The sequence below is a fragment of the Corallococcus sp. AS-1-6 genome (assembly GCF_020037015.1).
Classification (GTDB): Bacteria; Myxococcota; Myxococcia; order Myxococcales; family Myxococcaceae; genus Corallococcus.
Map to the genome: position 1 here is coordinate 14,419 of NZ_JAIQDE010000035.1, position 25,908 is coordinate 40,326.

A 25,908-nucleotide genomic window follows, 5' to 3' on the forward strand; every position below is an offset into this window, starting at 1 on the left:
CGCGCGACCATCGTTCGTGAAAGGCGACAGGGTCAACGGGTCCGCCCGGCCCGGGGCCTCGGGTGCGGCTCCGGAGACACACACCGGGCTGGCCCGGGGTTCGCAATAGGGGTGCAGCATGATGCTCTCCACCCTCACCGCGCTGACCCTGGCCGCCACCGTCACCAACACCGAGACCGTGCACGACCTGAAGCCCTTCGGCGGCCACGTCGTCGCGTGCACCGAAGGCGGCCTGGAGCTGTTCACGCCCTCGGGCCGTCCGGTGCGCGTGCTCACGGTGGAGGACGGGCTTCCCAGCCACTACTGCCGCGCGCTGGAGTCCACGGGGGACCGGCTCTTCGTCGCCACGGATGAAGGGCTCGTGTCGCTGGATGCCCGCTTCCAGGTGACGCCCGTGCTGGACGTGCGCTGGCAGGCGCTGCCTCCCTCCGAGGACGCGAGCACGCCGGACTACGTGAGCCGGCTGGAGTCACTGGCTTCGGTGCTGACGCCGGGCGCGACCTACACGGCGTTCTCTCCGCGCTTCGCGGGCACGGCGGAGGGACGGCTGTTCGAGCTGGGCACCCAGCGCGCGTGGTCCCTGCCAGGACCGGTGCGCTTCATCTCCGACACGCAGGACGGCGTGGACGTGGGCACCACCGAGGGCGCGTTCTCCATCAGCGCCAGTGGCCGGCTCTCCGCGCTGCGCGACGTGCCCACCGGGCCGCTGTCCTTCACCGTGACGGAGCAGGGCGTGCGCATCGTGGGCAGCCACGGCGAGGTGCACGCGTGGGAGACGGAGTCCGTGCCGCTCCAGACCGTGAGCGTTCCCAAGGGCGCCACCGTGTTGAACACGGAATGGGCGGGCACGCGGGCCTCGGGCGTGTTCAAGCTTGGGCCCAAGGGGTGGCGCCGCGTCACGCCCACGGGGCAGCTCTGCGGCAATCACATCACCGCGCTCGCCCGGCACCAGGGCCAGCTCGTGGTGGGCACGTTCGACCGGGGCGCCTGCATCCAGCGCGAGGACGGCCGGTGGCGGACCATCCGTTCACCTTCGCTTCCCAGCGACCAGGTGCTGGGCATCACCAGCGATGGACCGAACCTCTACGTCGCCACCACGTATGGCCTGGGCTTCCATGACGGGAAGACGTGGACGCAGATTGCATACGGGGCCCGAAACCCCGTGGCGCTGGGGAAGCTGTCCGTGCTCAACGTGTCCCAGATGGATGACGGTGTCGCGCTGGTGGATGGCCGCGGCGTGTCCCTGGTCACTCCCGGCACCGCGCCCCTGTCGCTCGTGAAGCGGGTGCCGCTGCCGAAGGAGTGGAGCAAGCACCCTTCCGTGGGTGAAGCCTCCGGCCGCTTCCTGTGGATGGGCAGCGAGGACCGGGGACTGCTGCGCTGGGACGGCGCGGCGTGGCAGCGCTTCCACGACGGCCGCGACCTCACCGACAACTGGATCACCGCGCTGTCCACCGACGCGCAGGGGCGCGCCGTCGCGGGCACCTGCCAGGATGGCTTCAGCTACTTCGACGGCGCGAAGTGGACCCGCGTGCGCGCCGCGCCCGGGCTGCCCTCCCCGGCAATCGTCTCCGCCGCGCTCGTGCCCGGCGGGGCGCTGGTGGGCACGCTGCTCGGCGCGTCGTACTTCGACGCGGCCACGGGGCAAACGCGGGCCCTGCCGAAGCTGGCCGACCCGCGCGTCTACGCCGTGCTTCCGGACGGCGACTCCGCCCTCTTCGGCACCGAGGGCGGGCTGTCGAGCGCGGCCTGGAAGGCCGTCTCGGCTCCGGCTCTCAGTCAGCGCTGAGACCGCGCGGCCAGCTCGCGCTCCACGTACAGCCGCAGGATGTGCATGAAGTCCTGCGCGTTCGTCACCACGCCGAAGGCCTGGTGCGTGCCCCGGTCCTTCAGCTTGCTCACCACGAACTCGGACGAGTCCACGCAGATGGTGGGCAGCTCCCTCAGGGAGCCGTCCTGCTCCGTCACGAACGCGGGCAGCATGTTCCCCGTCGCGATGGCGTGCAGCGCCGTGGCCACGAGCACCGCCATCGTCGCCTTCACCGCGTGCCTTCGCATCGCGTCCTGCGCCGCCAGGTTGTCCGTCACCACGTCCGGCAGTGGCCCGTCATCCCGGATGGAGCCCGTCAGCACGAACGGCACCCCGTGCTTCACGCACGCGTGCATGATGCCGTTGGTGATGACGCCCGCCTCCACCGCCTTCGCGATGGAGCCCGCCTGCCGCACCCGGTTGATGGCGCGCATGTGCAGCCCGTGCCCGCCCGACGTCGCCTCGCCCGCGCCGCTCATCCCCAGCGTCGTGCCGTAGATGGACGCCTCGATGTCGTGCACCGCCACCGCGTTGCCCGCGAGCAGCGCCCCCACGAAGCCGTTCTCCACGAACCACGTCATGTCCGCCCGCGCCCGCGAGTGCACCAGCGCCGGCCCCGTCACCCAGATGGGATAGCCGCCCCGCTCGCGCTCCTCCACCAGGAGCCGCGCCATGTGCGCGTAGTCGATGGGCTTCTCGCGCGACACCTCGCTCGTCATGAACTTGAACTCGCCCTCCCCGCCCTCCGCCAGGTAGGCCATGTTCACGTAGACGCCCTCGCTGCCGTCCTCCGCCTTGCCCACCACCACGCGCTCGCCCGCGCGCACCCGGCGGCCCTCGCGCACCCAGAGCTCGCCCTGCGCGTCCAGCACCAGCGCGCCGTCCATGCGCGGCTCGCGCGGCATCCGCCACCGCCCGTCCACCCGCACGTACGTGGGCAGGTTCGTCGTGGTGAAGAAGCCCTCCGGCAGCACGCCGTCCGCCGGAGCCGGGGTGAAGCGCGCGTCCGGGAAACCGCTGAACCGCGCCGCCGTGAAGTCGGGATGAGCAATGGTCGTCACCCCGCCACCATGCGCGGGCCCCACCCCTCCGTTCAAGGGCGCAGCGCCTCGCCATCCCCTTGGATTGTTTCCCCTTTCATAAGGGCCACCCACCTGGACGCACCCCGTCACGAACAGCGCCCCGCAACCCGCGCGCGAATCCCGGGTTCAAGCCTCCAGGGACGACGCGCTGGCACCCACGCCCGCGCCCACCCAGGAGGAGTCACCATGAAGCGCAACGGACTGGGGATGCTCGCGGCGGTGCTGGGCCTGACGGTGGCGCTGCCGGCCGTGGCCGCGGAGGCCGACCGCCGCCAGGTGAACCAGCAGCAGCGCATCAACGAAGGCGTGAAGAGCGGCGAGCTCACGGGCCGCGAGGCCGTGCGCCTGGAGCGCCAGCACCGCTCGCTCCAGCGCGAGATCCGCCGCGACCGCCGGGACGACGGCCACCTGGACGCCGCCGAGCGCGCCCGCATCGACGCGAAGCAGGACGCCCTCAGCCGCCGCATCGCCCGCCAGAAGCACGACGCCCAGAGCCGCTGAATCCCCCGGAAATTGCGCACCGCGACAGGGACGCCCCGGGCGGCCCTCCGGGGGCCCTGTCGCGGCTGCGCACCCTTCCCAGGGTCCGGATTCCGCTCCGGGTACGCCCGTTCGCGCCCATGTGCGCGCCTGGAGTGAAAAGCAGGTGGGGGACGCAACACCGGTTCTTGAACGGCGAGAATGGAAACAATCGCAGCCGGTGACCACTCCGGGTCACTGCTCCCCCAAGGAGCCCCCCCATGAGCAGCTACCGCATCCAGTCGGGTGACACCCTGTCCGCGCTGGCCCAGCGCTACGGCACGTCCGTGGATTCGCTGATGAAGGCCAATCCGCAGATCACCAACAAGGACCTCATCTACGCGGGCAAGACGCTGAACATCCCCGGCTCGCGCGACAGCTTCGAGTCCGGCACGCAGGGCGTGCGCGGCGGCGGCGCGAGCGGCAACAGCGGCGCGGGTGACGTGTCGGCGCCTCCGGGTGGCGCGGGCCCGGCCACGCGCGGCCCCGGTGGCAGCCCGTTCGACATCGCGGTGTCGCACCTGGGCAAGAACGCCGGCTCGCTGAAGCTCGAGGGCAGCGGCGTGGGCGCGGACATGGAGGACTGGGTCCCCAACAACGTCAACTGCGCCAACTTCGTCTCCGCGTGCCTGGAGCAGGCCGGGCAGATCAAGGACAGCCAGCACAGCGCGTCCGTGATGACGCTCCAGGCGAACCTGGACCGCGACCCGAACTTCCAGCGCGTCAGCCTGAAGGACGCCAAGCCCGGCGACGTCGTCTCCATGAAGGTGGGCAGCGGCCAGCACGTGGTGATGTTCGCGGGCTGGAAGGACGGCAAGCCCCAGTTCATCGGCTCCAACAACATCAACTCGGACGGCTCGCAGCGCATCAGCTACACGTCGATGAACTACCCCATCATGTCCGTGCACCAGTACCGGGGCTGAACAGACCTGACGCCCGCGGTCCCCGATGGGGCCTTCGCCTTCCCGCCCCCCAGGGGCCCGGAAGGGGGAGGCCCCATCCGTTTTCCGGGGGGATGGCCCGGGCCGCCTGCCCTCCAAGGCACCCGGAGTGGCGCGGGACGCACATTGCCCATGGCCTATCGTCCAGGGCTGGACGTTCCCTGGACACGGGGTCTTTCGGATGGAGCCGGACGGGGGGAGGCTCCCGGATGCCATGCGAAGCCTCATCCTCCTCGTGGAAGACCATGTCGACAGCCGTGAGATGCTGGAGGAGTTCCTCACGCTGGAGGGCTTCGCCGTGGAGGTGGCCGGCAACGGCCTGCACGCCTGGGAGCGCCTGAGGAAGGGCCCCACGCCGGACGTGATGCTGCTGGACCTGATGATGCCGGTGATGAGCGGCTGGGAGCTGATGGAGCGCGTGCAGAAGGAGCCGCGCCTCAAGGACCTGCCCGTCATCGTCGTGTCGGGCGCGGGCGCCACCCGCCCCGTGCCCCAGGGCATCCGGGCGTCCATCCCCAAGCCGCTGGACCTGGACGACCTGATGCGCGCGCTGGAGCCGTTCCGCTCCTCCGCGCAGTCGCAATTAGCCGCCGCCTACTGAGCCTGCGCCGCCGGCTCGCGCGGCAGGAGCACGCGGAAGACGGTGCCCTCCGACGCGCGCGAGCGCACCTCGATGCGGCCCCCGTGGCCCTTCACCACCTGTTCGACGATGTAGAGCCCCAGCCCCAGGCCGCCGTGCGTGTTGCTGCCCGCGCCGCGCCGGAAGGGGTCGAATAGGCGGGGCAGCAGGTCCGGCGGGATGGGGTCTCCGCCGTTCTGCACCTCCAGCACCACGTGCGCGTCCGCGTCCGACAGCGTGAAGCGCACGGGGGAGTCCGGCGGGCTGTACTGGAGCGCGTTGCCGCCCAGGTTGCTCACTACCTGCAGCAGCCGGTCCGCGTCCCAGACGCCGTCGTAGCGGCCCGGTCCCACGCTCAGCGACAGCGAGCGCTCCGGCCACGCCGCCTCCAGTTCCTCCACCGCCTGGCGCACCACCATGCGCACGTCGCCGGGCACCCGCTCGATGGGGATGCCGCCGCCCAGCCGGCTGCGGGTGAAGTCGAGCAGCTCCGAAATCATCCGCGCCATGCGCTCGCCGGAGCGCGCGATGCGGGACACCGCCTTGCGGTCGCGCTCCTGGAGCGCGTCGCCGTGCAGCAGCTTGGTGACGGACAACTGGATGGCGTTGAGGGGGTTGCGCAGGTCGTGGCTGACGATGGCGATGAGCCGCTCGCCGAACTGCGCCGCCTCCCGCGCCGCCTCTTCCGCGCGGCGGCGCTCGGTGACGTCCACCAGCGTGACGACGCCCGCGACGATGTGGTCGTCCCGGTCGCGCACGGGCGCGCTGGAGCCCAGCAGGTGCGCGGTGGTGCCGTCCGGCCGGCGCACCTGGAGCGGCTCCGCCTGGCGCGTCTCACCGGTGCGCAGCGCGCGGGCCATGGGCCACGCGTCGTCCGCCAGCGGCTGGTTGTCCGCGGTGAACATCTGGTGTGACGACTCGTAGTCCGCCAGGCTGGCCGAGGGCCGGAAGGGCTGGCCCAGCAGCGACTCCAGCGCGCGGTTGCCCAGCAGCAGCCGTCCGCTGGGCGCCTCCGCGATGAGCACGCCCGCGGGGAGCTGATCCAACACCGCCGCCAGCCGCGCGCGCTCCGCCTCGATGGTGGCCAGCAGGCGCTGCCGCTCCGCCTCCGCGTTGCGGCGCTGGGTGATGTCCAGCACCGTGGCGGCGCGGCCCACGCGGCGGCCCGTGGCGTCCCGCAAGGACGTCACGTGCACGAACGCGGGGAAGCGGCTGCCGTCGCGGCGCAGGTGCAGCGCTTCGTATTCGTGGAACGGCTTGGAGCTGGCGGCGGCCATGTGCCGGGGCAGCGCGCCGCGCGACTCGGGCGCGACCAGGTCCTCCAGCCGCAGCCCCTGGAGCGCCTCCACGGGCTGCCCGTGCATGCGCGCGAGCGCGGGGTTCGCCGCCACGAACGCGCTGTCCTCCGCGCCCATCACCGCCACGCCCACGCCCAGGTGCGTGAAGATGTCCTCCCAGCGCTGGGGGCCGGACGCGTCCGGGGCGCCCTGTTCACGCGCCGCCTCCGCCGCCTGGCGCGACGCGAGCATCCGCGCCTGGACGTGGGCCTCCAGCGCCGCGGCCTCCACCGCGTCCACGGCGTCATGGAAGCGCTCCACCTGCGCCTCGTCGTCCGGGCCCCCGCCGCCCCGCTCGCGCCACAGCCGCAGCACCGTGTCGCGCAGGCGCCGGAAGTTCGTCGTCGTGGGGTGCCCGTCGGAGCCCTGCACCAGCAGCGACAGCTCGCGCGCCAGCGCGTCGGAGACGCGCGCGCCCGGGTTGGACATCCGGGCCGCCACCGCGGACAGCCCGTGCGTGAAGGTGTCGCCAGTGCCTGGAGCTTCGTGGAGCCACGCGTCCTGCAGGACGTCGCGGGACTGGAAGAGGAAGTCGGCGAGGGGCAGGGACACGGTGCGAGGCTCGCGGGGCGAAGGGGACCGGGGTGCGTCCGGGATGTGGAGGTGGAGGTGGAGGTCACCTCCGACTTAGGCCCCCGTTTCCCATGCGACAAGGACCGTCTGGCGACGTGTCAGGAGGAAGGCGAACGGACCAGCCCCAGCGGCCACAGGGCGGTCAACCGCAGGAGCCCCGCGCCCGGCTCCACGCGGTAGCGGACCTGGAAGCCACAGGCGAGCACCGTCGCCCCGTCCCGCCCCGACGGCGGCACCGGCAGCCCCGGCATCCGGCTGGCGAGCGCCCCCAGCTCCGCCTGGAGCCGCTCACGCACCGCGGGCGTACACGCCGTGAGCGTGCGCACCACGGGGGGTTCCAACTGGCAGCGGTAGGCCATGCGCGCCGCCAAGGGTGTGCATCTACAGCCCAACTGCAAGATGACAGCGACACGGTGATTTGCGCCGTCGCGCGCAGGGCGTCAGGGGGGAACAGTCCTCCGGGCCCACTGTCGGGCAGGTGACGCTGGGGCTCCCGTCAGACCCGGGTGCGCTTCAAGAACCCGAGGAAAAACAGGTCGAATCGGGGGATGGCCCTGGGCGTCCACCACCTGCTGCTCGTCGAGGACGATCGGACATGGCGAGAGGGTGTGGGCCGCGCGGCGCGTGAAGCGGGCTTCGTGGTGTCGTCCGTGGCGGACGGCGCGGAGGCGTTGGACTGGCTGCGTCATCGCCCGCGCGCGCAGCACCCGGACCTCATCCTCCTGGACCTGGTGTTGCCCCGGCTGGATGGATGGGAGCTGTACGGCCAACTGCGCACGGACGCGCGGCTGCGGCACCTGGCGGTGATGCTGATGTCCTCGGCGGGCGGTACGCCGGACGTGCCGCTGCACGGGGTGGTGGGCTTCCTGCACAAGCCGCCGCAGCCGGAGGAGCTGGTGCGGGCCCTGGCCGAGCGGCTGCGCGAGCTGCCCGGGCGCCCGAAGGAAACCCCGCGCATGCCGTACTCGCTGCGGCTGACGGACGCGTCGCTCTACACGCTGCACGCCCTGCCGGCCTCGGTCCGTCACGCGGTGCGCGTGCACCTGCTGCGCGCCGCGGAGCTGGCGGCGTCGGAGCTGCCCCTGGCGTCGTCGTGGTTGATGGCGCTGCACAGCGAGCAGCCCTCGCTGCTGGTGACGGTGGAGGGCGTGCGCGTGGTGCTGGAGGTGGACGACGCCGGCTGCGCGCTGACGGCGAGCATCGTCATCGTGCCCAGCCACCTGCGCTGCGCCTGACGTCGAGGCTCAGACCACCGGCACGCGGTGGACCTCACCGGAGCGCAGGTCCAGCCACGCCACGCGGCCCCACAGGTCGTGGACGACGCACCAGTCCTCCGTGAGGCGCACGACCTGGGGCGGCGTGCCGGAGGACTCCACCGTCACGCGGGTGTGGCCGGTGATGCCGAACAGGAGGGCCGTGTGCAGCTCGCCCTTCTGGAAGCGCGTCACGCGCCACGCGGGAGAGAGCACCTCGCCCACGCGCTCCGCGGCCCACCGGGCCGGGGAGTGGAAGCGCCGCGTGACGATGGGGGCCACGGAGTACCAGGGTTCGGGCTCCGCGCCTCCGGGGACCTCGATGCCCCCGGCCATCGCCTCGCCGTCGGGGGTGAGCGCGAGGGCGCCGGGTGGCTCCCGCAGGCCCTTCATGTCCGCGCGCCCGCGCAGGACGGGGCCGCCGTGCAGTTCGTAGGTCCAGCGCTCCAGCCGCTCGAAGCCCTGGTCCGGGGTGAGGTGCAGGACGAGGAAGGACAGGTGCTTCGCGTCCACGGCCATGCGGAGCACGGTGCCGCCCACCTCCGACACGCGCCACAGCGAGCGAGGCTCCGCGGCGAGCGTGTCCACCATGCTCACGGCGTCGCGCATGGCGGTGAACCACCGCTCCCCGTCGTAGGTGGGCGCCCACGTGTCCAGCTCCAGGTCGCACCAGTGCGTGGCCCGGCGCTCCACCAGGTCCAGCCGGGACACGCGCCACACGTCGCCCCGGCGCGCCAGCGCGAGGGCGCGGTCCCCCTGCGCGGACAGGACCAGCGAGAACGCCGGCACGTCGAAGCCCGCGAGCGTGCGTCCGTCCGGGCCCACCAGCCGCGCGCCCGCTTCACCCAGCGCGAGCAGCACGCGCCGGCCCGGCAGCACCCCGGCGTCATGCACGGCGTGGGCGCCCGCGTGGCTGCGGTCCATCCCCACGCGCACGGGAGGCAGGTCGTGCGCTTCGGCCCAGGGGCGCCGCTGGGAGGCCCGCGGCGTCGGCAGGTCGGCGCGCAGCGCGGTCAGCGCCGGGGCATTGAGCGCGTGCAGTTGCTGGAGGAGCCTGGCGTTGGAGGGGAGCGCCTCCACCTCCTCGTCGCGCATCAGCGCGCGCACGGCGGGGACGAGGAGCGCGCTCCGGGCATCGGAGGCCTCCGCGCGCAGCAGCTCCGTGGCGAAGGCCAGGCGCTCCGGAGCGCGCGTCGGCGTTTCGTCCGACAGCAGGGCCAGGATGTCCTCGCGCGCGGCGCCGAAGCCGTCCGGGAACTCGAGCGCCAGTCGCGCCAGGAGCTTCGCGCTGCCCGCGCCGCCGGCCTGGATGCCCCGCTCCACCCAGGCGCGTGCGAGGTGGCGCGCGGACGGCACGGGCCACACGGCGTCCACCGCGCGCGACCAGTCTCCGGCCTCCGCGAGCGACTCCGCCCACAGGAGCCGCAGGGCCTGCGCTTCGGCGGCGTGGGTCTTCTCCAGACGCAGCACGGCGTCCGCGAACACGCCCGAGCGCCGTGCGATGGCCACCGCGCGCTCCACGTCCTTCGCGAGGAACCACTGGCGCACCACGAGGCCCGGCGGAAGGCCGCGCCCTTCCGCGAGCTCCGCCGCGAGCTGGAAGCGGCCGTGGCGCTCCAGGAAGGACACGGCCTCCTCGGTCGCGTCCAGCAGCTCCGCGAGGACGAAGGCGGCCTCGTCGATGCGGCCTTCGCGCTCCAGGCGGCGGAAGGTCTCGCGGTAGCGCTCGCGCAGCGCTTCGAACACGGCGGGGCCTCCGCCGAACGACTGCGCGGCGCCGCTCCGGCCCTGAGGTTGGATGCGCAGCGTCTCGCGCAGGCCGGGCACCCCGAGCGCGAGCTTCGCGCGTGCGTCCAGGCTCTTGCCCAGGGGGATGGCGTGGCGCAGGGCTTCGTCGAGGTTGCCCTGTTCGAAGAGTTCGAAGAGGTGGCGCAGGTAGTCTCCCTTGCGCTGCCCCACGAGCTGGCCCAGGGGCGTGTTCCGGAGCATCCACTCCTTGAGTTGTTCGAGCGCGCCCGGGCCTTCGGGCTCGGGGGGACGCGTGGGGGTGCTGGAGCCCGGTGAGGCTTTGGCGGCGTCGCCGCCACGCATTCCCTCGAGGAGCCGTGAGAACCAGCCAGCCCGTCCGCCAGTGCCCGTGGCGGAGGTGTGCGCCGTATCCGAGGAGAAGGCGCCCCGCAGACGGTCGAACCATCCCGCGCGACTCGGGGCCAACGCGTTGCCCGGTGTGCCTTGCGGCTCCGTGCGGAAGGCCCTGCGCAGCCGCGCGAACAAGCCTTCGCGACGGACGGTCAACGTCGTCTCACCGGCCTTCGGGGAGAAGGCCCTTCGCAGCCGCGCGAACAAGCCCTCTCTCACCACCGGGACCTCGCGCCCCGCCATGCGCGCCAGCATTCGCTCCGCTTCGGGCGCGAGCGCGGGCACCTTCGGTCCGAACGTCGCGCGCGTGGGCGGAGGCAGCGGCTCCAGCGCGCTCTTCAGGGGCGGAGGCGGCGCGCCCAGTCCCTTCACGCGCACGCGCCGCCACTCCGAGACGTCCAGCCATGTGCCCGGATCCACCTGGCGCAGCGCTCCGGGCCCGTACACCCGTGCGATGCCCTCGTGCACCAGCACGACGGCTCCCGGCGGAGGCGCCAATCGCTCGCGCTCCTTCGGACTCAGCGGCGAGCTGGTGAGCACTCCGGACTCCAGCACCAGCGGCAAGCCGGGCGCGGCCTCCACCGCGCTCTTGCACGGCGCCGCCAGCTTCAGCAGATGGCCTCCGGCCAGCGCCCAGACGGTGGCGCCGGGCCTCCAGGCCGCCAGCACGCGGCGGCGGGCCTCGGCCTCTCCCAGCAGCCCCGGATGGAACCACCACGCCGCCGCCACCACGGTGCCCCGGTGCACCTGGGCGCGAGGCCGCACGGCTCCAGACGTGGCGCTCACGTCGTGACCTCCGGGAGGGCGCGGTACAACACCGCCTGCTCCATCAGGTCCCACAACACGAACTCTCCCGCCTGCGTCAGCCATCCCAACACCGGCTGCCCGTGGCTCGCCGCGGCCTGCACCACGGGGCCCGTGGCCACCGCGAGCATCCGGGACGCCTGCCCCGAGAAGAAGGAGAAGGTGCGTTGATCCGGTTGAAGCGCGACCAGTCCAGGCGGGGACGGAGCAGGTGGCTGCACCACGCCCACCACGCGGTACCCATCAGGCACGGTGATGACCGACACGCCGGTGTCCAGGAACAGTCGCCAGTCCGACTCACTGTCACGCACCGCGAGCAGCCCCGCGTCGGGATGCCCCCCGGACGGCGCGTAGCCGAAGTATGCGTCTCCCTGGCGCGCGTTGATGGGGCTCATGCGATCCGGCCCTTCGCCCAGCACCTTGAGCCGTGAGATGCGCACGCGGCTCGTCCCTCCCGTCTCGGGCCTCAGCACACACAGCGGTCGTGAGTTCACCTCCGCCGTCGCGGATGCCGCCTCCTCCTCCAGGCCCAGCGCCGAGGTCCCCACCGACGAGGGGGGCGCCAGCGAGAACAGCCGCGCATTGCCGTCCCTCAACCAAAGGTGCTCCCGCCCGCGCGGATCCACCCAACTCACGAGGCAGGACGGGGGCGTCCCCGGAGCGAGAACCGGTCGCTTGCGGTCATCCGCCGCGTGATAGCGCGCCTTCCGGAAACCCTCTGGCGTGCGCACCTGCCCGTGCATCACGTAGCCCCCCAGGTGGCTCGCGAGCACGAGCAACCCGCCCGAGTAGCGCCACCCCGCCGCGATCACCTGTTGCCCCGGAGGGACCTGGACACGCCGGGGCTTCGGCACGGTGGCGCGAGGAGAGTGCGGCACGGCCATGGCCTCCACGGCGCCATTCCTGGAGAACAGCAGCACGCGCCGGCCATCGCCAGAGAAGGAGAAGCCAACGATGCGCCGGTCGGCCTTGCGCGGCATCCACCCGGAAGCCTGCGGATGGGAAGCGAAGGGATTGCGCAGCAGGCGCACGCAATCCTCCGGAGGCGGAAGCTCCAGCACCACCGAGCGGGGAACACGGGCCGCGGGCCGCACGTCCACGGTGAGCCGGTGCGCACCGGGCTCCATCGGCTCGGAGACCTCCACGCGGGACATCCCCTCCGCGCCCTCCAGTCGCCCCAGGCGCGAGGAGCCCACGAGCCACACGTCCTCAGGCGCGCGTGAGAGGTCCAGGGCCTCGCGCCACGCGGACAGGTGCCGCGCGGACGCGGGCGTGGTGGAGCGGGCGTTGAGCCACGCGAGGAGCGACGTGCCGCCCAGGCCTGTATGGGTGGCGTGAGCGGGCTCGGTCTGGAGCGCGCCCCAGGTGAACGCCGCGCCCACGGCCTCCGCGCGGCGCGCGAGCACCACGAGCAACGCGAGGTGCGCGATGCGCGGCAGGCCCAGTTGATCCGGCCCCACGTCCAGCAGCACCACGGTGCGCCGGGCCCCCCGCGGCTGCTGGAACGAGGGCTTGAGGAACGACAGCTCACCGAACGCCGCGCGGCGCACCAGCTCCTCTGGAGCCTCCAGGGCCCAGAGCCACTCACTGACGAGCAACCGGTCGAAGGGCCCGCGTCGGGAGAGCCCGTCATAGCCCTGGGGCTCACCGCCCTCGGACTCACCGCGAGGCCGCAGCGTCCCGACCGCCGCGGACAGCCGCGCCACGTGCGGCCCCAGGTGCCGCGCCAGGTCCTCCGGGAACAGCGACAACTGCGTCGCCCAGGGGCGCAGCGCGGGAGGCAGCGCGGTCGTCACGAAGCAACCTCCTCGCCCGGGGCGGACGGCGAGGCACGCGCGACAAGCCTGGCCGCCGCGGGAGGCAACGCGGTCGTCACGAAGCAACCTCCAACGCCTGGGCGGACAGCCACGCGCTCAGCGAGGCGCGCGCGACAGGTTTGGCCGCCGCGACGGAGACGAGCCCCCCTGACGCTGGCAGCACCGCGAGCGGCGCATCACCCTGCCCCGCGAGCAACGCGCGCTCCAGCAACGAAGGCGCCACCTCCGGCTCCAGCGCGCAGGGCAGCAGCAGCGCGGGCGCCAGCGGGTCGCGGCCCAGGTACACCGCGCCATCCACCCAGGGCAGCGAAGCGGCCGTCCCCAGCAACACGAGCACATCCCGTCCCGCGACACCGGTCCACGATGCGAGCGTCCCATCCTCCGCTCGCGCGGCGCGGTGTCCCAGCGCGAGCGCCACGCGGCCAACGCCGGCCACGGCCACGGGCTCCAGGGGCACGGCCCGGGGACGCCAGCGCACGGGGAGGCCCGCGATGACCGGCTCCAGAGGCGGCCTCATGACGCCCTGCCTCCGCGCATCCCACGCCCGTTGAGCACCCGTGCACTCTAATCCCCTTCAGGAAAGTTACCGAAGGTTGAGGGAGGGTGATGCCCAGCAGGAACTCCGTTACTTCACGGGGGATTAGTCAACGGGAGTGGCGGTCGGCGCGAGCCTCACCGCGCCACCCTGCCCCTACATGGGCTGCTCTATGCTGCTCCTTCCCGGTCGGGTGCTAGAGCCCAGACCCGCAGCGAGGGCATTGATGGGCGGCAAGTTCACCGAGAGCTACAATCGCTTCCCCGACGGGCGCCGCGCTTGGATGTTCCAGGCTTCCGACAAAGCTGGCTGGAACTTCGAGAAGCTCTTCGCTGCCCTGCCAGGCAGTGAGGTAGCGGTGCAGATGTGCGGCGACCGCTGGGTAGGATCAGCCTCAAGCCGCAAGCGTATTCGGGAGGAGTTCCAACCCGGCGACCTCGTGTTTCTCTACCAAGCGGAGTCCCAGAAGGCGGTGGTCGGCCTCGCACGCCTCGCCTCTCACGGATATGCGCAGCGCTGGAAAGGCGTGCCCAAGGGCAAGGGCACCTTCTTCGACCTCGACTGGTGGATGCGCACTGTTCCTTTACCGTACAAGGCCTTCAAATCGGATCCAGTGCTCGCGGGCATGGAGAAGGCTCGGATTGCCCAGGGCACTATCTCCCGGGTATCGGAAGCGGAGGCAAAGCGGCTGCTTGCGATCATCGCTCTCGATGCAGGACAACGAGCACAGGTCGAGCGGGAATGGCGATTTCCGGCTAAGAGTGGCGGACTGGCCACACCAACCCCGAAACCCAGCAAAGCGGGTGGTCGCGAAGATGATCCAGTGGTTCGTCGTGCTATCGAGGAGCACTCGATGCGCATCGCACAAAAGCACTACGAGGCTCTCGGCTACGAGGTGGAAAACACTGCCTCCACTCAACCATTCGACCTGCGATGTCGCCGAGATGCAGAGGAAGTGCGCGTGGAGGTGAAAGGGACGCGCAGCGATGGCGGGGCCGTTGAGCTTACGGCCGCCGAGGTGAAGAACGCTCGGGGCAGCGGGTGGCGCACCGACCTCTTCATCGTGGCGAAGATCCGCGTGGAGTCGTCGGCTACCGCTCCGGCCGCACACGGCGGGCAGTTTCGGAAGATCGAAGCGTGGACCCCGAATGACGAGGATCTGCTCCCTACTCACTTTCGGTACACCCCTCCGCGTTAGGGGCGAGAACCAAGTCCAATTCCGTTCTCTCTGGGCATCCTCCCCGCCCACCCTTGGCAATTTTGCTGAAGGGAATTAGACCGCGCCGGGCACGACGCGCGACAGTCCGGAGGACTCGCGCTGTACAGCGCCCCGAGCCCCTCCCCATGCTCCCGAGCATGAGCACGACCCGGCTCCACTCCCACCTGAAGGCCCCCCGCTCGCGCGTCTACAGCGCCCTGATTGACGCCCGCGCCGTCGCGACCTGGAGGGTGCCCGACGGCATGACGAGCCAGGTCCACGTCTTCGAACCGCGCGAGGGCGGCGCGTTCCGGATCTCCCTCACCTACGACGCCCCCACGGAGACCGGCAAGACGACCGCGCACACGGACACGCACCACGGCCGCTTCGTGAAGCTCGTGCCGGACGAACAGGTCATCGAAACCACCGGGTTCGAGACCACCGACCCCACGCTTCAAGGCGAGATGCGCATCACGTTCACGCTCACGGACGCGCGGGACGGAGGCACCGACCTCCTCGCCGTGCACGAAGGACTGCCGCCCGGCGTACCGCCCGCCGACAACGAACTCGGCTGGCGGATGTCCCTGGAGAAGCTCGCGAAGTACGTGGAGTCCCCCGCCTCAGCGTGACGGCAGCTCCCGCGCCGCGACCTTCGGAAGGGCGCGGTACTCCTCCGTCAGCACGAAGCCGTCCCCCATGTTGGTGACGCGGGTGAGCGCGTAGAAGTCCTGGAAGCGGTACTCCGCGCTCGCCTGCCGCAGCAGCCCCTGCCGCAGCTCCTCCACGCTGCCCTCCCCGTCCTGCTTCACGGGCGGCCCCGCCAGCGTCACGAGCGTCGCGTTCGCCGCGCGAAACGTCGCGCTGATGGGGGCCGGGTCCAAGGCCCGGCTCACGGCAATCACAGACACCAGCCGGTCGTCCGCGCCGAACGTCACCCACAGGTTCCGGATGGCGGCCTCGCGCTCCAGCCCCGGGAACAGCGCCGCCGGCACCTCCTCGCAGTCCAGGTCCCCCTGGCTGCGCGGCACCGAGCACTTCACCCCGTGCGCCCGGGCCCACGCGAGCAGCGACTCGCGCGTCGTCTGCTCCAGGTCGAACCCCAGCGCGGGCCGGGCCAGCGCGGGGCGCTCTCCCCGGTAGGAGGCCGCGAAGCGCATCCTCGCGGCCTCCTTCTGCTCGGGGCTCTGCTTCACGTCGTACCCCAGCGGGCACCCCGCCGCGGACGCGGCCTGGGGCATGGACATCCCCATCCATTTCAGGAGCGGCCGGCCGGACGGCGTATGGGCAAAGCCCATCACCGCCGTGAACAGCACGCCCACCCCCACGGTGGAGACCAGCACGCGGCGCACGGCACGCGGGAGAACGATGCGAGTCATGGAGCCCTCGGGAGCGGTGACTACTTGCCGACGATGGACGCCTTGAACGCGGCGTCCGTCACGATGGGAGCGAAGCAGGAGGACACGTCCGCGGACGTCACGCCGTTGTCCGTGAGCGCCGGCACCACCATGTTCGCGATGAAGTAGTCGTACTGGGAGTTGGTGATGGCCATGCCCAGGTGCGCCGCCGCCATGTCCTGCGGGCCCGCGTACGTCTTGCCATCCGTGTACTGGATGGACTCCGGACCGCCATAGGCATAGACGAGGAACGCCGCCAGCTTGCCCTCGAACGTGGCCGCGTCGTCCGCGTACGCCGGGCCCTGGCTCTCGTCACCGATATGGGTGAAGGACTCGCCCAGGTTCGCCGTGCCGTTGGGGCCGTTCAGCTCCGCCAGCGTCTTCGCGACGATGGACTTGTTCACCGCGACGAACGCGTTCGCGCCGAACGTGTCCCACGCGTTCTTGTTGCTGCTCGTGCAGCGCAGCGACGTGCCCGGGCCCTTGCCCGTGGGCATGTAGCCCGTGCCCGCGTCCGGCATGTTGTTGTTGTCATCATCGTCGCCGCAGCCCGCGAGCAGCGCCGCCGAGGCAATAGCCAACACCGCGAAGGTGTTTCGCATGAAGTGTTCTCCCGTGGATGGATTGCCGTCGGCACGGCGCTCCCACCGCCGCCGTCCCGCTGGCAGCAACCCATACGGGCCACCGCGGCCATTGGATTCCGCCGGATTTCCGGAAGGACTTCCGGAAGGCGTCACGCCGCGCGGGCGCTCGCGTCCTCCAGCACCGCCGCCACCTCGCCGCGCAGCGCGCGCAGCGCCTCCGGCAGCGCCTCCGGCGCGAAGCCCGCGTCCATCTCGCGCGCCACGCCCTCCAGCTTCAGCCGCCACGCGGCCACCGCGTCCGCGTCCCCGTCCGCGGGCCGCGACACCAGCAGCACCTGCCCCGCCTGCGCGATGCGCTGGGCCCGGGCCAGCGGCCCCGCGCTCGCCTCCAGCGCCGCGGCCGGCAGGGCCAGGTTCTCCGACGCGGACAGCACGTCGCGCAGCACGTCGCGCGCCAGCGCCTGCGCCTCCTTCGTGGGCACCGCGTAGACAAGCGGCCACAGGTCCGCCACGCCCGGCGTCGTCCGCCCCGCCAGCGCCGCGGCGGCGGCCACCAGCCGCTGCACCTTCACCGCGCGCCGGTCCGACAGCGCGATGCCCGCCGCCCGCAGCGTCCGCAGCGCCTGCGCCAGGTGCGGCCGCACCGGCCCCAGGTCCGCGCGCCTCGCCGCCTGCGCCACCACGTCCAGGGACTGGAGCGACGCCACTCGCGGCGCCGCGTCCGCCCACAGCGACGCGCCTCCCTCCAGCAGCTCCTCCAGCCGGGGATCCGGCACCGGCTCCACGAAGATGCGCGCCAGGAACCGGTCCGCGAACGCGGCCAGCGCGTCGTCCTCCGGCAGCGCGTTGGACGCGCCCACGCACACCCGCAGCGGGCACTGCATGCGCGTGTGGCCGCGCCGGAACGTGCGCTCGTTGAGCAGGCCCAGCAGCGTGTTGAGGATGGCGGTGGAGCCCAGGAACACCTCGTCCAGGAAGGCCACCTCCGCCTCCGGCAGCATGCCCGCCGTCTCCGTCTCCACCAGCCCCTCGCGCAGCTTGCGCAGGTCCACCGGCCCGAAGATTTCAGACGGCTCCGTGAAGCGCCCCAGCAGGTACTCGAAGTACGAACCGCCCAGGCCGCGCGCCGTCCTGCGCACCGCCTCGCTCTTCGCGGTGCCCGGCGGGCCCACCACGAGCAGGTGCTCGCCCGCCACCGCCGACAGCGCCACCAGCTCCACCATCGCCTCGCGCTCGACCAGCCCCCGGCTCGCGTCGGTGAGCGCGTCGCGGACCTCGGCCGCCGCGACCTCGAAAGATACGGACATGCCCGCGAGCCTAGCCTCGCCCCCGGTCCGGCATACAGTGGCGGCATGGATACGAAGTGGAAGTGGCTGACCCTGGCCGGCGTCCTGGGCGCGGGGCCAGCGGTCGCGGACGGGTGGCATGGCTATGCCTCCCTGGGCGCGGGCGTCACCCTGGATCATTTCAGCGACTGGCGCGCCAAGGGCCCCGCCCTCCAGGCCTGGCTCGGCGTGGAGACGCCGCCCGGCCTGTCCCTGGGCGTCGTCTTCGAGACCACCCAGACCTGGGGCCAGCGGTTCGCCGAGGCCCAGAACCCGTCCGAGATGAGCCGCGTGCAGTTGGACTACACCGCCGTGGGGCTGGAGGCCCGCCTGCGCTTCCTCGGCGACAAGCCGGTGACGCCGTGGCTGGGCGCGCGCCTGGCCAAGAGCTGGTCGCAGCCCTTCACCCCGGACAGCCTGGGCCAGTTGCGCCGCGAGGACTTCGACGTCACCAGCATGGCCTTCCGCGTGGGCCTGGACGGGTGGTTCTCCGACCGGTGGGGCATCTCCCTGGCCACCGCCATCCAGTTCTGCGACGTGAAGTTCACGAAGGCCACGGACGACACCAGCGCCAGCGCGGGCGTCAGCGTGAACATGTGCGCCAAACCGCTCCAGAGCATCGTCGCCGGACCCGTGCTGCGCTTCTAGCGCGGGTACAGTGCGCGCCCATGAACGCGCCGCCCCCCACCGCTGGTCCCCGCTGGCTCTACCTGCACGGCTTCGCCTCCGGCCCCCTGTCCGCCAAGGGCGTCTGGCTGGACGCGTACTGGGCGAAGCAGGGCATCCCCCTGGAGCGCCTCAACCTGCGCGTGCCGTCGCTGGAGCACCTGAGCCTGCACGCCATGCTGGACACCGTGCGGGACGCGCTGGGCGCCCCCAACGACCGCGCCGTCCTCATCGGCTCCAGCCTGGGCGGGCTCGTCGCCGCGCGCACCGCGGAAGCCGACGCGCGCGTGGGCGCGCTGGTGCTGCTGGCCCCGGCCTTCCACTTCGTGGAGCAGCTCCAGCGCCGCCTGGGCCCCCATCACTGGGCGGAGTGGAAGCGCACGGGCTCCCTGGAGACGGACGACCACGCGGAGAAGCGCCGCACGCGCGTGCACCACGGCATCATCGAGGAGGCCCAGCGCATGGACGCGGAGCGCGGCCCATGGCCCGACGTGCGCGTGCCCACCCTCATCATCCACGGCCGCCAGGACGACACCTGCGACGTGCGCTACTCGCGCGAATGGTCCAAAGGCAAACGCCACGTCCGGCTGGTGGAGGTGGACGACGGCCACGAGCTGACCGCCTCGTTGGAGCTCATCGCGAGGGAGGCGGATGCCTTTCTCACCCCGTGGCGAGGTGTGGAGCAACCCCGGCAGGTGTTCACTGGCGGCTGAGCCGGGCGCGTCCGTGTGGCCGCCCCGCTCGCGCCGCGAATGCGCCGGTTAATCTGGCGGCCATGAACCGCGAATACCACCGCTGGCACAGCCCGCGGCTGAACCGGGACATGGAAGTGCTGCTGTTCGGGCACTCGGGCGAGCCCGTCATCCTGGTGCCCACCAGCAAGGGCCGCTTCTTCCAGGCCGAGGACTTCGGCCTCATCGGCGCCATCTCGGACTGCATCGCCGCGGGCCGCTATGTCGTGGTGTGCGTGGACTCGGTGGACGAGGAGTCCTGGTACAACAAGGGCGTCGCCCCCGCCGTGCGCGTGGCCCGCCATGCCCAGTGGGAGGACTACCTGCTGCATGAGGTGGTGCCGCTCGCGAAGGGCCGCGCCTCCGGAGGCCGCCTCACGCTCGCCGGGTGCAGCCTGGGCGGCTTCCACACGTACAACGTGGGCCTGCGCCACCCGGACGTCTTCCAGCGCCTCATCTCCATGGGCGGCAAGTTCGAGACGGAGGACTTCCTGGACGGCCACCACGACGAACAGGTGTACTTCCACACCGCGCCGCAGTGGCTGCCGGGCCTGAACGACCCCGGGCGCCTGTCCGCCCTGCGCCGCGTGGAGATGACCCTGGCCGTGGGCGAGCACGACTTCTGCCGCCCCTCCAACGAGAACCTCTCCAAGCTCCTCTGGCAGAAGGACATCCGCAACGACCTGTCCATCTGGGACGGCGGCACCCACGACTGGCCGGTGTGGCGGCGGATGATCCGCCAGTACCTGCCGGCCTGAGGCCGCCGGACACGACAAAGCCTCCGGTCGGAGGGACCCGGAGGCTTTTCGTGATGCGCCATGAGGAGCCGGGAAGGCTACTCGATGGGCATGAACACCTTGAAGCCCGAGCGGCCGTTGTTCGTCGTGTTGCGCTCGATGAAGTCGCTGGCGGACGAGTGGCCGTCGCCCAGCGTCACCGCCGTGTGGCCGTAGATGCTGCCCAGGCGCGTGGAGGTGCTCTCCCAGGTGAGCACGAGGCCCGGAATCTTCAGCGCGTCCTCCAGGGACATGTCCACCTGGCGGAACTTGTCGCGCGGCAGGTTGTTGTCGATCTGGTTGCCGTTGCCCGACACGCCGATGCCCATGGAGTTGCGGATGGCCCGGCTCACGCCCGTGGCGCACAGGCCCTGGCTGTTGTAGCCGCCCATGCCCATGGCCGCCGCGCGCGCCGCCTCCGCCAGCCGGCGCCCCGTGGCGGTCCCGCCGGTGGGGGCGATTCCCATCGGGCCGCCCACGTCCGCGCCGCCACCCACGCCGCGCCCGCCACGCAGGCCCTGACCGCCGCCCGCGTCGAAGCTGTCACGGCCGGAGTGGCCGATGCGCAGCGTCCGCCCGGAGATGATGAGGTCCGGGTTCGAGATGTTGTTGTCGCGCGCCAGCTTCTGCACGGTGGTGCCGAAACGAGCGGCCAGGCCAGAGAGGGTGTCGCCAGGGCGGATGCGGTAGTTGGACATGGAGGCTCCTGGGACAATTGTCGGGTCTTCCTGATCCAGGTTGCGTCCGATTCCTAGATTCTTGGAGTTTCCGCCCACACTGAAACTCCACACCCTCCCGCCTCAGCCCTCCAGGGGCCGGAGGGTGCCCGCGCTGACGCGCCAGAAGCGCCACAGCACGGCGACGGCCACGGTGATGAGCCCCGCGCACAGGCCCCACCAGATGCCCAGCACGCCCATGCCCAGGTGGAAGCCCAGGAGCAGCGTCAGGGGGAGGCCCACGGCGTAGTGGCCCACGATGTTGGCCACGAAGGTGAAGCGCGTCTGGCCGGCGCCGCGCAGCACGCCCGCGCCCACGCCCTGCACGCCGTCGAAGACCTGGAAGATGGCGCCCACCATCAGGAGGGGTAGCAGCAGGGGCAGCACCTCCGGCGGCGCGCCGGCCAGCGTCGCCAGGCTCCGGGGGAAGAGCGCGAACACGAGCCCGCTCAGCGACATGACCACCGCGCCCGTGGCGAAGGCCATCAGCCCGCTCCTGCGGGCCTGCGGCGTGTCGTGGGCGCCCACGGCCCAGCCCACCCGCACGCTGCCCGCGTTGCCGATGCCCAGCGCCATGGTGAAGGTGAGGCTGGCGAAGGAGAGGGCAATCTGGTGCGCGCCCACGCTCACCGGCCCCAGCTTCGCGGCCAGCACGCCCGCCAGCGCGAACACGCCCACCTCCGCCGCGATGTGCAGGCCAATGGGCAGCCCCACCCGGAAGGCCCGGAGCTGGTCCGCCTTCACCGGCTTGCGCGACGGCGTGCCCGGCACGGGGATGCCCTGCACCGCCCGCGCGACGATGAGCACCTCCAGCACCGTGCACAGGAGCGTGGACAGCGCCGCGCCCGCCGCGCCCATGGCCGGCACGTGGGTGAGCGGCCCCGCCCACTCGGGCAGCGACTGGCCGCCGAAGACGAACAGCGGCACCAGCAGCAGGTTGACCACGTTGGCCAGCACGGCGGCCACCACCAGCGGCCGGGGCATCCCGATGGCCTGCAGGTACGCGCGCACCGTGAGGAAGATGAGCATCAGGGGCAGGCTGGGCGCTCGGAAGTGCAGGAAGGCGCGCACCTGGACGATCTGCTCCTCCGCCACGCCCACCCACGGCAGGCCGGACGGCACGGTGATGAGCACCGCCCACAGCACCACGCCCACGAAGGCGGACAGCCACACGCCCTGCCAGAGCACGTCCCGCGCGCGGCGCGGGTTGCCGGCCCCGATGGCCTGGGACACCAGCGGATCCACGCCCATCATCAGCCCCATCCCGAAGCTGCTGACGGCGAAGAAGAGGGCGTGGCTCAGGCCCACCGCCGCCAGGGCGGACGTACCGGCCCGGCCGACGATGAAGGTGTCCGTCACGCCCATCAGGGACTGGCCCGCCTGCGCGATGCAGAGGGGGAGCGCCAGCCGCAGCAGGGCGCGAAGCTCCCCCCTGGCGCCGCGGGCCGGAGGGGAGGACAACACGGAGGGCTCTGCGGCTTCGGGCGGCATGACGGGGCCTATAGGGAAGGGAGTGCGCTGGCGCAAGCGACGCAATCCCCCCCACCCTGTCTGACCGCCCGCCCGCCTGCGTCAGGGCGTGCTGACCGGGAACGGCACCGTGACGAGCGGCGTCTGGAGGCTGTCCACCTTCGACACGCGCACCCCCGCGTCGCTGATGGCGTAGACGTAGTCATCCGCCATCACGCTGCGGCGCACCTCCGGCGCGTAGTAGTAGCTCCACTGCGGCAGATTCGTCGTCTTGAACAGGTCCGACATGGGCACCGCGCCTACCGGGGAGATGCCCGCCGCCAGGTCCACGCGGAACACGCGCAGCTCCGTGCGGAAGCCCTGCCAGTAGTCGTCGTAGGTCGTGTAGTACTTCGAGTAGTCCGTGAAGGGGATGGCCACCAGCCCCTTGGCCGCGAAGTAGTTGAAGGCCTTGTGCTCGTAGAGGGCCTCGCTCCAGCCGTAGGCCTCGCCCACCAGTTGGGTGGCGGTCTCCTTCGGGTTCGCCAGGTCGCTCACGTCGAAGAGGGACAGCTTCAGCGCGCGCGTCCCGCAGCAGCCGCCGTTGGGGTCCGTGTGGACGCCCAGGGTCAAGAGGTGGTGGTCCCCCACCGGGTGCATGTACGTGGAGAAGCCGGGCACCTTCAGCTCGCCCACCTTGCGCGGGTGGGCCGGGTCGCTCAGGTCGAAGGTGAAGAGCGGATCCACCTGGAGGAAGGTCACCACGTAGCCGCGAGGGCCCACGAAGCGCGCGCTGAAGATGCGCTCGCCCTCGGCCAGGTCCTCGCTGCGGCCCAGCTCCGTCAGGCGCCCGTCCTTCACGCCCAGCGTCGTCACGCGGCTGGACGTCGTGGTGCGGCCCCACCACCAGTCCTCGTGCTCCGGCTCCGGGATGCGCGTGGTGACCGTGGTGGCCAGGCGCAGCACGCCCTCGTATTCATCCAGGGCGAACTGGTTGACGGGCGTGCCCTCCACCGTGCCGGAGCCCGCGTACACCGCGCGGCCCGGCTGGCGCAGGTCGAACTTGTGCAGGTAGGTGAAGTCCTTCTGCCCCGGCTCCGGCCACCACCAGGAATGCGGGTGCGCCAGGTACAGCGACTCCCTGGACGCGTACACCGTGCCCGGCTCCGCCACCAGGCTGGTGCGCCCCGGCGCCGCCGTGCGCGCGTCCAGGTCCAGCGAGGCCACCGTCACGAAGCCCAGCGAGGACGGCGCGTTGCTCCGGTAGAAGTCACCGCAGGACGTGGGCAGCGCCGTCTCCACGCCCGCCGCGTCCACGTGCTTGCCCGCGGGCAGCCACTGGTCCAGCGTGTTCGCGCGGATGCGCTTCGCGTTCTGGTCGATGAGCGCGTCGATGGCCTTCGTGAGCTTGCCCTCGTCCTTGTAGAGGTCCTCCGAGTACTCCACCCAGAACTTCACGTCCTCCGGCCAGCGGAACGCGTCCGACAGCACCAGCCGCACGTTGCTGTCCACGCGGCGCGCCTGGGTGAAGACGCCGGGCAGGTAGACCTGATCCACCACCGTGGGGTGCGCCACGTCCGACACGTCCACCGTGGTCACCTTGGTGCTGTCCGCGTTGTAGTAGCCGCAACTGAAGCCGTAGCAGGCCATGTCCGCGACCGGCATCATGCCTCCGCCCGCGCCCCCGCCCACCTTCGCCGGGGTGCCCGGCAGCGACCGGGCCACCTGCGAGACGATGACCAGCCGGTCCCGCGCGTCGAGCAGCATCTCCCGGGGCCAGCCCTCCACCTCCAGCGTCGCCGCCAGCGTGAGCTGCTCCGCGGGCCACGAGCGGTGCGCGTACAGCCGGTTGCCCGACAGCACGAAGATGCGCGTGCCGTCGTTCTGCACGAAGTCCGACTCGTGCACGCCCTCCACCTGGTTGTTGGTGCCGGTGGAGTCCTTCGGCGCCTGGCCGCCGGCGCCGGCGTTCTCGCCGCCCCCCGCCGAGTCCTCCGTGGGCATGGGCCCGAAGACGACGCCGCCGCGCGTCCCCCGGCCGAAGCGCTCCCAGTACCCGGGCTTCTGCTGCTCCAGGTTCGCGCGCATCTGCTTCGTGGCGGTGTCCTCGATGTACCGCTCCAGCGCCGCGCAGTCGTTGAAGGTCTCCAGCTTCAGCGACTGCTGCACCGGTTCGTTGTCCAACCCGTCCGGGGCCTTGTTCCCGCCGTCACCGCACCCCACCGCCAGGAGCGTGAGCCCCACCGTTCCGAAAAGACGCAGCCTCATCCGTGAATCCTCCCTCGAAAGCCTCGCGGGGCTCGGCGCTTTGCCACGCCCATGCCAGGGGAGAATCCCGTCTCGTCCGTGTGTGATTGCGGGGGGTTGGGAGGCGCGCGGGGGCGGCCACCGCTCTCAGAAACCTGAGGCGCGCACGGGCCCCGCGGTGGGAAAACCGAGGGACTGGGGCACGAAGCGCACGAAGCGCTGCTGCAACTGCGCGTCCATGCCCTCCAGCTTCAAGCCCATGCCCGTCTGCGAGCGGAACGCGCTCCCCATCCCGGGCGGGTTGCACCACGCCACCACCGCCTGCGCCTCGCAGGGCGTGCGCTGGCCGGCCATCACCAGCCGCAGGGACAGGCGCGAGCCCTCGCGCGCGGGCGTGAGCGTGCGCACGAAGAGCCCCTGGGGGCTGGCGTCGTGGCTGAAGCCGCTGAGGGTGGGGCCGCCCGGCGTGTTGAACTCCACCACGGTGAAGAAGGGCACCCGCTCCGCGGCCCGCAGCGGCACCGTGCCCGGCGACAGGCGCGCGAGCACCTTCGCCAGCAGCTCGTCCGCGCCCAACTGCCGCTTGAGCAGCAGCGGCGCGCCGCTCAGCTCCTGCGCGCGGGCCAGCACGTCCGGCGCCTCCTCCACCCGCGACATCAGGACCAGCGGCTTGCGCGCGAACTGCTCGCGCAGGCGCGTGGCCAGGGACAGGGCCTCGCGCGGCAGCCGAGACACGTCCACCACGAAGCCGTCCAGCCGGTCGGCGTGGGCCGTGGCCTGCGCCGCCGCGTCGTCCAGGTCCTTGGCGTAGAGCACGTGCAGCCCCTCGTGCTCCAGCGCTCCGCCCAGGAAGGTGTGCAGGAACCGGCCGCCCTCCACCAGCAGCACGCCCCGCCCGCGCGGCGGGCCCGTCCACGCGCGCTCGCGCGACAGCCGCACCGCGGCCACCTTCGCCGCCAGCGCCTCCTGGCTCACCGGCTTGGGCAGGAAGTCGTCCGCGCCCGCGCGCCCGCAGTGCATCACCTCATGGGGTTCATCCGCCGCGGTGAACATCACCACCGGCACGTTGCGCCCCGCCGGGTGCGCCTTGACCAGACGGCAGGCTTCGTCCCCCTGGAGCTTCTCCAGGTGCAGGTCCATCAGGATGAGCGCCGGCGTGCGCTGCGCAAGCTCCGCCAGGCACGCATCCGCGCCCTCCAGCCCCACCGCGTCGCAGCCCATGCGCGACAGGTGCAGCCGCATCACGTCCCGCGCCGTCCGCGAGTCGTCCACCACGAAGACCCGATCTCTCGGGCGAGGAGAAAAGCCGGGGGTCGTCATGACTCCGGGAGATACGCGGACTCCGGGGAAGGCACCACGGACCCGGCGCCACAACGTGCGCTGGTGGACGCCC

At 72.0% G+C, this 25,908-nt stretch carries 23 protein-coding genes; 10 read left to right on the top strand and 13 right to left on the bottom strand.

Annotated elements, in window-relative coordinates; translation table 11 throughout:
- The first annotated feature begins 118 nt into the window (after nucleotides 1-118).
- Nucleotides 119-1,789, top strand: a complete 1,671-nt coding sequence (locus K8612_RS33885; RefSeq protein ID WP_223765274.1) for a hypothetical protein — start codon at nucleotides 119-121, stop codon at nucleotides 1,787-1,789.
- Here K8612_RS33885 and K8612_RS33890 read toward each other — a convergent pair.
- On the bottom strand, nucleotides 1,780-2,871 hold the full coding sequence (locus K8612_RS33890; protein WP_223765275.1) for a hypothetical protein: 1,092 nt from the start codon (nucleotides 2,869-2,871) through the stop codon (nucleotides 1,780-1,782). The two genes, K8612_RS33885 and K8612_RS33890, sit on opposite strands and share 10 nt — an antisense overlap.
- A 207-nt stretch (nucleotides 2,872-3,078) precedes the next feature.
- Between K8612_RS33890 and K8612_RS33895 the strand changes: the two genes are divergently transcribed.
- The 3 genes from K8612_RS33895 (at nucleotide 3,079) to K8612_RS33905 (ending at nucleotide 4,953) form a co-directional block, all read left to right on the top strand.
- Nucleotides 3,079-3,393 (top strand): hypothetical protein, encoded by a 315-nt coding sequence (locus K8612_RS33895; protein ID WP_120575710.1) that lies wholly within the window; start codon nucleotides 3,079-3,081, stop codon nucleotides 3,391-3,393.
- A gap of 239 nt (nucleotides 3,394-3,632) precedes the next feature.
- Complete coding sequence (locus K8612_RS33900; RefSeq protein ID WP_223765276.1) at nucleotides 3,633-4,334, top strand: LysM peptidoglycan-binding domain-containing protein; 702 nt, start codon at nucleotides 3,633-3,635, stop codon at nucleotides 4,332-4,334.
- Nucleotides 4,335-4,566: 232 nt separating this feature from the next.
- Nucleotides 4,567-4,953 carry a response regulator gene (locus tag K8612_RS33905; protein WP_223739567.1) on the top strand — a complete coding sequence of 129 codons (387 nt, stop codon included), beginning with the start codon at nucleotides 4,567-4,569 and terminating at the stop codon, nucleotides 4,951-4,953.
- Here K8612_RS33905 and K8612_RS33910 read toward each other — a convergent pair.
- Both K8612_RS33910 and K8612_RS33915 read right to left on the bottom strand, forming a co-directional pair.
- On the bottom strand, nucleotides 4,947-6,860 hold the full coding sequence (locus tag K8612_RS33910; RefSeq protein WP_223765277.1) for a PAS domain-containing sensor histidine kinase: 1,914 nt from the start codon (nucleotides 6,858-6,860) through the stop codon (nucleotides 4,947-4,949). The genes K8612_RS33905 and K8612_RS33910 overlap by 7 nt on opposite strands.
- A 119-nt stretch (nucleotides 6,861-6,979) precedes the next feature.
- The gene (locus tag K8612_RS33915) at nucleotides 6,980-7,240 is read right to left on the bottom strand and encodes a hypothetical protein (RefSeq protein WP_223765278.1); all 261 of its coding nucleotides are present in this window, start codon (nucleotides 7,238-7,240) and stop codon (nucleotides 6,980-6,982) included.
- A 189-nt stretch (nucleotides 7,241-7,429) separates the two neighbouring features.
- Between K8612_RS33915 and K8612_RS33920 the strand changes: the two genes are divergently transcribed.
- The gene (locus tag K8612_RS33920; RefSeq protein WP_223765279.1) at nucleotides 7,430-8,116 is read left to right on the top strand and encodes a response regulator; all 687 of its coding nucleotides are present in this window, start codon (nucleotides 7,430-7,432) and stop codon (nucleotides 8,114-8,116) included.
- Nucleotides 8,117-8,125: 9 nt separating this feature from the next.
- Here the strand turns inward: K8612_RS33920 and K8612_RS33925 are convergent, their stop codons facing one another.
- The 3 genes from K8612_RS33925 to K8612_RS33935 form a co-directional block, all read right to left on the bottom strand.
- Entirely contained in the window at nucleotides 8,126-11,059 is a 2,934-nt protein-coding gene (locus K8612_RS33925; protein ID WP_223765280.1) for a bpX6 domain-containing protein, read from the bottom strand.
- Nucleotides 11,056-12,873 (bottom strand): hypothetical protein, encoded by a 1,818-nt coding sequence (locus tag K8612_RS33930; RefSeq protein ID WP_223765281.1) that lies wholly within the window; start codon nucleotides 12,871-12,873, stop codon nucleotides 11,056-11,058. The genes K8612_RS33925 and K8612_RS33930 overlap by 4 nt, the downstream gene beginning before the upstream one ends.
- Before the next feature lie 76 nt (nucleotides 12,874-12,949).
- On the bottom strand, nucleotides 12,950-13,411 hold the full coding sequence (locus tag K8612_RS33935; protein ID WP_223765282.1) for a hypothetical protein: 462 nt from the start codon (nucleotides 13,409-13,411) through the stop codon (nucleotides 12,950-12,952).
- Nucleotides 13,412-13,655: 244 nt separating this feature from the next.
- On the opposite strand from K8612_RS33935, the gene K8612_RS33940 reads away from it, so the two are divergent.
- Nucleotides 13,656-14,627, top strand: coding sequence for a protein NO VEIN domain-containing protein (locus K8612_RS33940; RefSeq protein ID WP_223765283.1), 972 nt, complete (start codon nucleotides 13,656-13,658; stop codon nucleotides 14,625-14,627).
- A 158-nt stretch (nucleotides 14,628-14,785) separates the two neighbouring features.
- Complete coding sequence (locus K8612_RS33945; protein WP_223765284.1) at nucleotides 14,786-15,256, top strand: SRPBCC family protein; 471 nt, start codon at nucleotides 14,786-14,788, stop codon at nucleotides 15,254-15,256.
- Here K8612_RS33945 and K8612_RS33950 read toward each other — a convergent pair.
- The 3 genes from K8612_RS33950 to K8612_RS33960 form a co-directional block, all read right to left on the bottom strand.
- Nucleotides 15,248-16,003, bottom strand: coding sequence for a hypothetical protein (locus K8612_RS33950; RefSeq protein WP_223739575.1), 756 nt, complete (start codon nucleotides 16,001-16,003; stop codon nucleotides 15,248-15,250). The two genes, K8612_RS33945 and K8612_RS33950, sit on opposite strands and share 9 nt — an antisense overlap.
- Before the next feature lie 20 nt (nucleotides 16,004-16,023).
- On the bottom strand, nucleotides 16,024-16,623 hold the full coding sequence (locus tag K8612_RS33955; RefSeq protein WP_223765285.1) for a hypothetical protein: 600 nt from the start codon (nucleotides 16,621-16,623) through the stop codon (nucleotides 16,024-16,026).
- Nucleotides 16,624-16,754: 131 nt separating this feature from the next.
- Nucleotides 16,755-17,912, bottom strand: a complete 1,158-nt coding sequence (locus K8612_RS33960; RefSeq protein WP_223765286.1) for an AAA family ATPase — start codon at nucleotides 17,910-17,912, stop codon at nucleotides 16,755-16,757.
- A gap of 45 nt (nucleotides 17,913-17,957) precedes the next feature.
- On the opposite strand from K8612_RS33960, the gene K8612_RS33965 reads away from it, so the two are divergent.
- From K8612_RS33965 to K8612_RS33975, 3 genes are all read left to right on the top strand, one after another.
- A complete protein-coding gene (locus K8612_RS33965; RefSeq protein WP_223739578.1) occupies nucleotides 17,958-18,578 on the top strand; it encodes a hypothetical protein in 621 nt (206 codons plus the stop codon).
- A gap of 20 nt (nucleotides 18,579-18,598) precedes the next feature.
- Nucleotides 18,599-19,309: a YqiA/YcfP family alpha/beta fold hydrolase gene (locus K8612_RS33970; protein ID WP_223739579.1), complete on the top strand. Its 711-nt coding sequence runs from the start codon at nucleotides 18,599-18,601 to the stop codon at nucleotides 19,307-19,309.
- A 62-nt stretch (nucleotides 19,310-19,371) separates the two neighbouring features.
- Nucleotides 19,372-20,085, top strand: coding sequence for an esterase family protein (locus K8612_RS33975; protein ID WP_223739580.1), 714 nt, complete (start codon nucleotides 19,372-19,374; stop codon nucleotides 20,083-20,085).
- A 77-nt stretch (nucleotides 20,086-20,162) separates the two neighbouring features.
- Here the strand turns inward: K8612_RS33975 and K8612_RS33980 are convergent, their stop codons facing one another.
- The 4 genes from K8612_RS33980 to K8612_RS33995 all read right to left on the bottom strand — a co-directional run bounded on the left by K8612_RS33980 (nucleotide 20,163) and on the right by K8612_RS33995 (nucleotide 25,835).
- Nucleotides 20,163-20,801 carry a LysM peptidoglycan-binding domain-containing protein gene (locus tag K8612_RS33980; protein WP_223739581.1) on the bottom strand — a complete coding sequence of 213 codons (639 nt, stop codon included), beginning with the start codon at nucleotides 20,799-20,801 and terminating at the stop codon, nucleotides 20,163-20,165.
- A gap of 102 nt (nucleotides 20,802-20,903) precedes the next feature.
- Complete coding sequence (locus K8612_RS33985) at nucleotides 20,904-22,310, bottom strand: MATE family efflux transporter (RefSeq protein ID WP_223765287.1); 1,407 nt, start codon at nucleotides 22,308-22,310, stop codon at nucleotides 20,904-20,906.
- An 81-nt stretch (nucleotides 22,311-22,391) separates the two neighbouring features.
- Nucleotides 22,392-24,536: a beta-propeller domain-containing protein gene (locus tag K8612_RS33990; protein ID WP_223765288.1), complete on the bottom strand. Its 2,145-nt coding sequence runs from the start codon at nucleotides 24,534-24,536 to the stop codon at nucleotides 22,392-22,394.
- A 126-nt stretch (nucleotides 24,537-24,662) separates the two neighbouring features.
- A complete protein-coding gene (locus K8612_RS33995; protein WP_223765289.1) occupies nucleotides 24,663-25,835 on the bottom strand; it encodes a TIGR02266 family protein in 1,173 nt (390 codons plus the stop codon).
- Between the last annotated feature and the right edge of the window lie 73 nt (nucleotides 25,836-25,908).

Bases quoted from the DNA above. Each gene is read 5' to 3' on its own strand.
- K8612_RS33995 (WP_223765289.1), bottom strand. From the start codon at position 25,835: ATGACGACCCCCGGCTTTTCTCCTCGCCCGAGAGATCGGGTCTTCGTG.
- K8612_RS33985 (WP_223765287.1), bottom strand. From the start codon at position 22,310: ATGCCGCCCGAAGCCGCAGAGCCCTCCGTGTTGTCCTCCCCTCCGGCC.
- K8612_RS33935 (WP_223765282.1), bottom strand. From the start codon at position 13,411: ATGAGGCCGCCTCTGGAGCCGGTCATCGCGGGCCTCCCCGTGCGCTGG.
- K8612_RS33990 (WP_223765288.1), bottom strand. From the start codon at position 24,536: ATGAGGCTGCGTCTTTTCGGAACGGTGGGGCTCACGCTCCTGGCGGTG.
- K8612_RS33955 (WP_223765285.1), bottom strand. From the start codon at position 16,623: ATGCGAAACACCTTCGCGGTGTTGGCTATTGCCTCGGCGGCGCTGCTC.
- K8612_RS33895 (WP_120575710.1), top strand. From the start codon at position 3,079: ATGAAGCGCAACGGACTGGGGATGCTCGCGGCGGTGCTGGGCCTGACG.
- K8612_RS33920 (WP_223765279.1), top strand. From the start codon at position 7,430: ATGGCCCTGGGCGTCCACCACCTGCTGCTCGTCGAGGACGATCGGACA.
- K8612_RS33905 (WP_223739567.1), top strand. From the start codon at position 4,567: ATGCGAAGCCTCATCCTCCTCGTGGAAGACCATGTCGACAGCCGTGAG.
- K8612_RS33960 (WP_223765286.1), bottom strand. From the start codon at position 17,912: ATGTCCGTATCTTTCGAGGTCGCGGCGGCCGAGGTCCGCGACGCGCTC.
- K8612_RS33980 (WP_223739581.1), bottom strand. From the start codon at position 20,801: ATGTCCAACTACCGCATCCGCCCTGGCGACACCCTCTCTGGCCTGGCC.
- K8612_RS33965 (WP_223739578.1), top strand. From the start codon at position 17,958: ATGGATACGAAGTGGAAGTGGCTGACCCTGGCCGGCGTCCTGGGCGCG.
- K8612_RS33975 (WP_223739580.1), top strand. From the start codon at position 19,372: ATGAACCGCGAATACCACCGCTGGCACAGCCCGCGGCTGAACCGGGAC.
- K8612_RS33970 (WP_223739579.1), top strand. From the start codon at position 18,599: ATGAACGCGCCGCCCCCCACCGCTGGTCCCCGCTGGCTCTACCTGCAC.
- K8612_RS33950 (WP_223739575.1), bottom strand. From the start codon at position 16,003: ATGACTCGCATCGTTCTCCCGCGTGCCGTGCGCCGCGTGCTGGTCTCC.
- K8612_RS33915 (WP_223765278.1), bottom strand. From the start codon at position 7,240: ATGGCCTACCGCTGCCAGTTGGAACCCCCCGTGGTGCGCACGCTCACG.
- K8612_RS33945 (WP_223765284.1), top strand. From the start codon at position 14,786: ATGAGCACGACCCGGCTCCACTCCCACCTGAAGGCCCCCCGCTCGCGC.
- K8612_RS33900 (WP_223765276.1), top strand. From the start codon at position 3,633: ATGAGCAGCTACCGCATCCAGTCGGGTGACACCCTGTCCGCGCTGGCC.
- K8612_RS33885 (WP_223765274.1), top strand. From the start codon at position 119: ATGATGCTCTCCACCCTCACCGCGCTGACCCTGGCCGCCACCGTCACC.
- K8612_RS33940 (WP_223765283.1), top strand. From the start codon at position 13,656: ATGGGCGGCAAGTTCACCGAGAGCTACAATCGCTTCCCCGACGGGCGC.